The following is a 6,899-nucleotide window of genomic DNA, read 5'->3' as shown; positions in this document are numbered from 1 at the left end:
CGGGGAGCGCCACAAGTAGCTCGAGAAGAGCCCCAGTCTCTAATGCTCGTCCGCGAGCATGCTGTATCGTGAGCGTTTGTGTCGCGGCTACTCGATCAGGCTATAACTGGGTGTTTCAGACAATTAATGTGGGGTGGGCGATGCGCTATCTAGTCGCCAGCTTTGGGTTCGACATAGACTTCGTATTTAGGGAGATGACCTCTGGCAAGTTCGATAAAGTCTTGTTGCTAGCGCTCAGGACTGCTAGAGGCTTTGAAAGGGTACAGAAGGCCTTTGCTACGCTCTCACTAATCTGCACATCGTTGAGGGTGGAGTGCGCCTTAGAGCCCGTAGTACCCGATGAGAAGATGCTGAGGTCTGTCTACTCGACGCTGCTCAAAGCCGCTTCTGAAGCCCAGGAGTTAGAGCTCTACTTGACGGGCGGCCCGCGAATGCTCGTCGTAGCTCTCCTCGTGGCAGCGCTAATGTTACCCAGGGAGCTCGCCGGAAAGGTGAGTGTGGTGGTCGAGGGTGAGGGCTTTGACTGCGAAATGCGGGTCGACCCGAGCGTACTGGCCGAGAAGCTCAGGCTCGACGAGAAGAGCGCTAGAATAGTGAGCGCCCTAGAGGCCGGGAGAGCCAAGCTCTCAGAGATCGCCAGGGAAGCGGGTTTGCCCAAGTCCACCGCCCACAGGAGGCTTACCGAGCTAATGGAGTCCGGGCTTGTCCAGGAGGTCGCCGCGGGGGTTTACTCGAGCAAGCCGCACGCAACTATAACGTGCAGGGAGTAGTGTTTCGGGTTTTGGAACTTCATTCATGACCGATCTTGTTCCGATTTATTGTATGATTCTACCACTTGAGAAAAGCTTATAAGGGGGCAGCTACAGAGTAAATAGTGGGGCCAAGGGTGCCCTGGGTGGAATAATGTACTCGGAGATAATCGAGATACTCGCCTTCCTTGGAGCGGTAGGCGACTACAGCTACATAGACCGAATTGGCAACGCCATAGACGAAGTAACCCTCATGGAGTCCGTGAGGGATGCCATCAGGGCCTACTACACCAACTGCCTAGAAGAGGCCAAGTGCGTCGTTTACGACAAAGAGAAGAACCTGGGCGTGCAGTGCCCAAGCATTGACAGAGATAGTATTGAAAAAGCCGTGTCAGCGATGCTCGACAAGCTCAGCAAGTCGACTAGGGTGGAGATGATAAAGCTGTCAAGGGAAATCGCGCTAAAGGCGTACGCCAAGATACCAGTGGTCAGGGATGAGCTTAAGTGTAGCCAGCCCGCTCAGCAAGAACAACAGCCAACTCCACAGGCACAGCAGTAGGGTGGGATCGTGATCTTGTCGCTCTCCCTCTCGGTTAGGGTCGCCGTTAACGCTGAAGCGCTGAACATGGCGGAGGCCGTTGGCAACTATACAAGGCACCGCAAAGCCCCCGTAGTCTTGAAGACCGAAAACGGCTATACAGTCGTATACGTCCCAGCCGTCAGCGGAGAGTCACTGGCGCACAGCTACCAGCTACTCCTAGCACAAATAGCCAAGGAAAGGGGTCTACCCGTAACTAAAATGGACGAGCTAGGCTACTTCTTGAAGTTCTCGGACGACACCGTGGTAACAAAGTTCTATGGTGGCGACCTCGCGCGAGTCATAGGCTCAGCAAGTGTTGATCAATGGCTCAAGAGTGCCGACGCTGCTGAAATAGAAAAGGCGTTTGTGAAGGCTAGCGTGGTCGCCGACGTCGCCGGCTTCCTCTACACGCCGAAGACCGTGAAGAGGAACTCGGCGATCAGGTTCAGCTACATGCTCCCAACACTCGACGCCATAGAAGGCGGCGGTGTTGCAGTTGTGCCGCAGCTCCACACGAGGTACTCGCCACCCGGGCTTGCGGAGGCTCAGAAGCTCTTCTACATCGAGAGCGGTACAGCCGTCTACACGTTCTCAGCCGAGCTCGTTGCAAGCGATATTTCTAGGCTGTATTACGGCGAGCCAGACCAAAACCTGAAGAAGCAGGCACCCGAAAGGGCAAAGGCGGCAGTTGACGCCCTCATAGCTATGGTCGACGGCATGCTCTTCGGGGCCAAGCGGTCTAGGTACACACCAGTGTGGGAAGTCAAGAGCTTAGTCGCCTCCTTGAGCAAGGGGCCGGTAGAGTTCGTCACGAGCCCCGGCATTACGCGGGACTACATCAAGAAGACGTACGAGAGAGCCGTGTCGCTGACAAAGATCCTCAACGAAAAGGGCAGTAAAGAGACCATCAACATATTCGCCTATAATGGAGAGGGTTTAGAGGAACCAACAGTATCGGGTCAACTGAAAGACGTGACGTTCGAGAAAGCCTCAACGCATACGGAAGCCTTAGAGAAGGCCAGGGACAAGCTAGCTAAGTTGCTCGACTTACTGTTCATGGTGTAGCAGCAGATGGTCTCCTTGAGCGCAGTTAGGGTTTTTTACACCGAGGCCCTCCTCTCGTGGGGCTTTGTAGTCAGGCACAGGGGGGCCTCGGCCGCACAGCCGGCATACGTGCTCCCCCCGCCCACTACCGTTGTGGGGGCTTTCGCGTACCCACTTGCTAGGATCTTGGGGCTGAATCCCAACGCTGAAAGCGAGGTCAAGTGGGGGGATGGGAGGTTGATATCGTCGACCATGAAGGTGTTCCTAGAGGCGACGATAGCGGCCGCGGCGGGGGTCCGCGCGCACCCCCACCGCACGGGCCTCGCAACGGCACAGGAGCCTGGGAGAATCATAGCCAGCCCTTACAAGGGCGACACGGAACGCGGGAGAATAAAGACGGAGCCTTTTGAAAGCGCTATCCCGAGGGCGATGCCGGTACAGGGGGTCGGGGCCACGTATGCGCCAGGCGTGACAGTTGGATTGGCGTGGGCTATAGACGGTTATAAGCTAGCTAAGGAATTGGGGATACAGCTTGAGAAGCTAGACGCTGTTGCCGAGAAAGCCCCATTCGGCGTTGTGAGGCTAGGGAGTAAAGAGGGCTTTCTAGCAGTCGATTATTCGAGGTCCATGTACGTTAAGAACGTAAAGTTGCTTGGACCCGGGGACAAGTTCCGAACCTGGCTCTACGTTGACAGCACGTGCGTAGACCCTCTTGACCAGGCTTATGTGCACCAGCTACCCATGCCAGACCTGAGCTATAGGTTGAAGCGCTACTACGTGCCATCGCAGCTCGCATCGCATAATGTCGTAGTCCCCCTACCCGAACACGTTCTGCCGCTCTTTAAGCTAGTAGAACCCTGCGGGGCAATACAGGCCCCAGAAGTCGAAGGACTTGTAGTGGTGATGAGCCATGACAGTAGTTCCTACCCCCAAAAAGGTATTGGCGCAGAGCTATAGAACCCCACGAGACTCCCGACTTAGAAAGCACATACAGTCTCGTGGGGGTTAGCCATGAGCTCTACAAGCATAATCGATGTCCAAATTCTCGGCGAGAGGAGCATAGGGAGGTACTTCCAGGCCGCGGCCATAGGAGCGGTATACGACAAGCTCCCATCCCACATAAAAAGTGAGATCCTAATCGGCTTTGAAACCGGAGCAGCGCGGCTCAGCGCATCCGATTTTGACACGCTATGCAGGGAGGTAGCGGCGTTCCTGGATACTAATGTATGTGATGTGAAGAGAAGTAGGCCTGGTCTCTATAAAGCTGGTAATACGTCTGATAAACAAATCATTGCGAACGCCGGAATCAACATTACCGGAAAGGACTTTTGTAGCGCGCTTGTAGACTTCTACCAGAACGGGGGCTTAGTGAACAAAGCCGCAGCAACCACTAGCGTGCCAATGCTACTAAGGACGTACGTGTTTTCAGCATATAAAGAAGGAGTGATGGTCAGTAAAGAAAAGATAAACGTCGGGTCGCTGTACCTCGCCTTAGCTGGTAGCGTGATATCGTTCACTGGAAAGGTCATTAAGATCGTCAACGGTGAGAAGAAGATATACGACTTATTCCTAGTCCCGGACGCGTCCGCTGCTTCGTTATCGGCAGCACCTCTCATGTACTCACTTATGCACGTGGGCGCTGTCGTGAGACAAAAAGCCGGCGGTACGCCGTCTATCGAGAGCTACTTGAGACATACGTCTCAGGTGGAAAGCCTCAGCCTAGAGCTGGCGGTTTTACTGGCTTTTACTATGCTCGCCTACGACGCATACAAAACCTACAACTTGATCAGTTCGGCCAGCATCCTCTACGATAAACCAGAGGCGTTCAGGCTGATCAACATAGTCGTAGAGCAGAGACCCCAGGTCGTGTGGGAGAGACCCCTAACACTTACACACGTACTGAGCATGCTCGACTCTAAGGGCGCACTGGCCTTGGTGAAGTACCTCGATAAAGCAATCGGCCACCTCAAGAACCTGGCGGATAAAATCGAAAACCTCGACAGTATTATAGCTAGCTGTATCGAAGACTTGTTCGCCTACGTAGAGACGTCTTTCATCGACGCGCTGGCCTCGTGCAGTACCAGGCTCTCAAGGGTCTACGACAAGCTCTACCTTGAGTGCGCTAAGGACGATAAAGTGGCTTGCAATGCCGTCAATGACTACGCTGTGTTGTTAAAATTGCTCTCGAAGCTGGCCTAGCTAGCGGGGTCTCTGTATGGGATACCCTGGACAACTCAGTTGTTTTTTCAGATCCCGAAAAGCCTTGAAGGAGCTAGTAGAGAAGTTCGTTGAGACGAGGACAGTAGTGCTTATTGCCCCCACGGGCTACGGTAAGACCCTAGCCTCTCTGTGGCTCTACGACGAGGCCTACTGCAGGAAGATAGCGGCGGGGCTCATTCACGTCGTCCCCTACAGGGCGCTCGTGAAGGAGATCTACCTCGAGAAGTTCAAGAAGTACTACAACGGCTCCGGCTACCAGTCTATGGACGACGTTGACCCTCAAGGTAAGTCCCCCTACTTCCTCAAAAAGCTCGTGGTGACGACGCTCGACAGCTTCGTCTACAACCTCTACAGAGTCCCTGTTGCAGAAATGTTCAAAGTCCTCGGAAAGGAATTCATAACGCATGGCCACTACTATCCTCTCGAGCTCTCGATAAACACCTCCACGGTGGTTCTCGACGAGGCGCACATCTACCTCGGCGGTGACGCCTTCGGACGCGAAGAGGACTCCTACATTGCCCTACTCGCAGCGCTGAGGTACCTCTTAGACTTAAATCTACCGCTCGTGGTTGAAACGGCCACGATGCACAGCAGTATTATAGAGCAACTCGTGAAAATGGCGGAAGGGCAAGGCCGCAGGGTCCCCATTATATACGTTGGTTGCGGAAACACACAAATGGACAATCTGGAGAAGCTGGTAAAGAAGGGCGAGCTTATACGTATATGTGACAGCTACTTTGAGGAAAGCCACCGAATAAACTGGAGAACGTACTTCGTAGACCCGAGCGACTTGGTCAGTGAAGTAGAGAAGTACTGTAATGAAGAGCCTGTGCTCGTGATCAAGAACACCGTGAAGTCTGCCGTCGAAACCTACAAAGCCCTAGTAGGGAGAAAAGCGTGCGGCGGCGACGTCGTTCTCATCCACGGTCTGCTCAGCAACAAGGACAGGGATGACGCACTGCGGAGAATTGAAAATATCTTAAAAGACCGCCGTGGGGCAGTAGTCTCAACGCAGGTCATCGAGGCCGGGGTAGAGTTCGGAGGCAGAGTGCTGTTCACAGACCCAGCGCCAATGGAAAACCTAGCGCAGAGGGCTGGAAGGCTTTGTAGAGAAGCGTCTCCGCTTTTCGGCACGTGCAAGGAGAGGGGGGCGGAAGTCCATATAATCATGCCAAGAAGCAAAACCCCCGATGAAGTCGCTAAGGAGTTCGCGAATGTGTACGATGAGAACCGCGTGCGTGGCTCGATTGAAAAAATAAGCGAAGTCCTAAAAAGCGGGGAGGAAGTAGAGTGGAGGCTCCTCAGCAACAGAGATGGCTACAGGAGCTTCGCAGAGCTACTCGAGGAAGTTGGCGCGAGCGGGATCCAAAAATACGCGGCCATGTCTAAGTCTACAATTCTTGAAAGCTACTTGAAGAGCGACGCGCAACCAGACGCTCTCGCCACCATACTAGAAAAAGGGTACGTGGAACACATAGCAAGGAGCGGCGTGCTAGTATCCGTGGTTGTAGGCAACGTGGACGTCGGAAAACCAGTAAACTACAAAGATCTAGAGGTGGTGGCTGTAGAGCTGTCAAAGCTCATGGAGTACGAGGAGAGGAGCGGGTACAAGTGCCTCGAAACAGAGGTCAAGAAGGAAAGGGGGTGGGAGTCCAGGTACCTCAAGGTTTTAGTAGTGAAGCGCGTTAACGGCAGCGAGGTTTTCGAAGAACGCACATCTAAAGACAGTACTCGCAACCTGAAGGAAGCCAACCTTGTCCAGGCGATCAAAGGGTTGTACCCAAATGCCGGGCGTGGCGAGAGCTTTGTAGGCGTCTACTTGAAGGCAAAAGAGGGTTGCTACAAGCGTGGGGAGGGGTTGTTACTGTGGCAGTAGACTGCCCCAACCTAGTTGAGAATAATTGGCCTCTCGCTTACGCTGACTGCGGGCAACAAATCATCGTCCCGCTCGAAAATCACCTCCGTGACGTTGCGGAGACCATCGTATGCTTATTTAGAGACAGACTAGAGGTCTTAAAGAGTGCTCTAGGCAACAAGCTACCCGAAGCTCTCGACCCCCTTGAACTGGCCTACTGCGCCGGTGTTTTGCACGACCTTGGCAAGGCCTCCTGGCACTACCTCAAAGAATTCAAGAAAAACTATAGGTGGCGAGGTAAGAAGGAGCTCACGTTTCCCTTCCACGAGCACGTAGTTGGAGTAGTGTTAGAGTGGCTGGCGCAGCAGGAGTCTGAAGAGCCCTTGAAGGCCTATTACGACCTTCTAGCAAAGGTCGTGAGCAGACACCACGCAGCACAGCCCGGCAGGCA

7 protein-coding genes are annotated in these 6,899 nt (G+C 53.9%); all 7 read left to right on the top strand.

The features are described from left to right. On the top strand, positions 1–770 hold a 770-nt coding region (csa3, locus tag ACP5KC_RS07930; protein WP_428287204.1), incomplete at its 5' end, for a CRISPR-associated CARF protein Csa3. Between the two features lie 133 nt (positions 771–903). Continuing rightward, positions 904–1,308 (top strand): hypothetical protein, encoded by a 405-nt coding sequence (locus ACP5KC_RS07925; RefSeq protein WP_428287203.1) that lies wholly within the window; start codon positions 904–906, stop codon positions 1,306–1,308. Between the two features lie 9 nt (positions 1,309–1,317). After that, positions 1,318–2,394 carry a type I-A CRISPR-associated protein Cas7/Csa2 gene (gene cas7a / locus ACP5KC_RS07920; protein WP_428287202.1) on the top strand — a complete coding sequence of 359 codons (1,077 nt, stop codon included), beginning with the start codon at positions 1,318–1,320 and terminating at the stop codon, positions 2,392–2,394. A gap of 6 nt (positions 2,395–2,400) precedes the next feature. Beyond that, complete coding sequence (locus ACP5KC_RS07915; RefSeq protein WP_428287201.1) at positions 2,401–3,330, top strand: CRISPR-associated protein Cas5; 930 nt, start codon at positions 2,401–2,403, stop codon at positions 3,328–3,330. A gap of 54 nt (positions 3,331–3,384) precedes the next feature. After that, on the top strand, positions 3,385–4,572 hold the full coding sequence (locus ACP5KC_RS07910) for a hypothetical protein (protein WP_428287200.1): 1,188 nt from the start codon (positions 3,385–3,387) through the stop codon (positions 4,570–4,572). A 16-nt stretch (positions 4,573–4,588) separates the two neighbouring features. Next, positions 4,589–6,469 carry a CRISPR-associated helicase Cas3' gene (cas3, locus tag ACP5KC_RS07905; protein ID WP_428287199.1) on the top strand — a complete coding sequence of 627 codons (1,881 nt, stop codon included), beginning with the start codon at positions 4,589–4,591 and terminating at the stop codon, positions 6,467–6,469. Beyond that, the coding region (locus ACP5KC_RS07900) for an HD domain-containing protein (protein WP_428287198.1) at positions 6,460–6,899 on the top strand (440 nt) is incomplete at its 3' end. The genes cas3 and ACP5KC_RS07900, both read left to right, overlap by 10 nt.

The sequence above is a fragment of the Infirmifilum sp. genome, from assembly GCF_049970975.1.
Classification (GTDB): Archaea; Thermoproteota; Thermoprotei; order Thermofilales; family Thermofilaceae; genus Thermofilum; species Thermofilum uzonense.
This window is presented reverse-complemented; position numbering and strand designations above follow the sequence as displayed.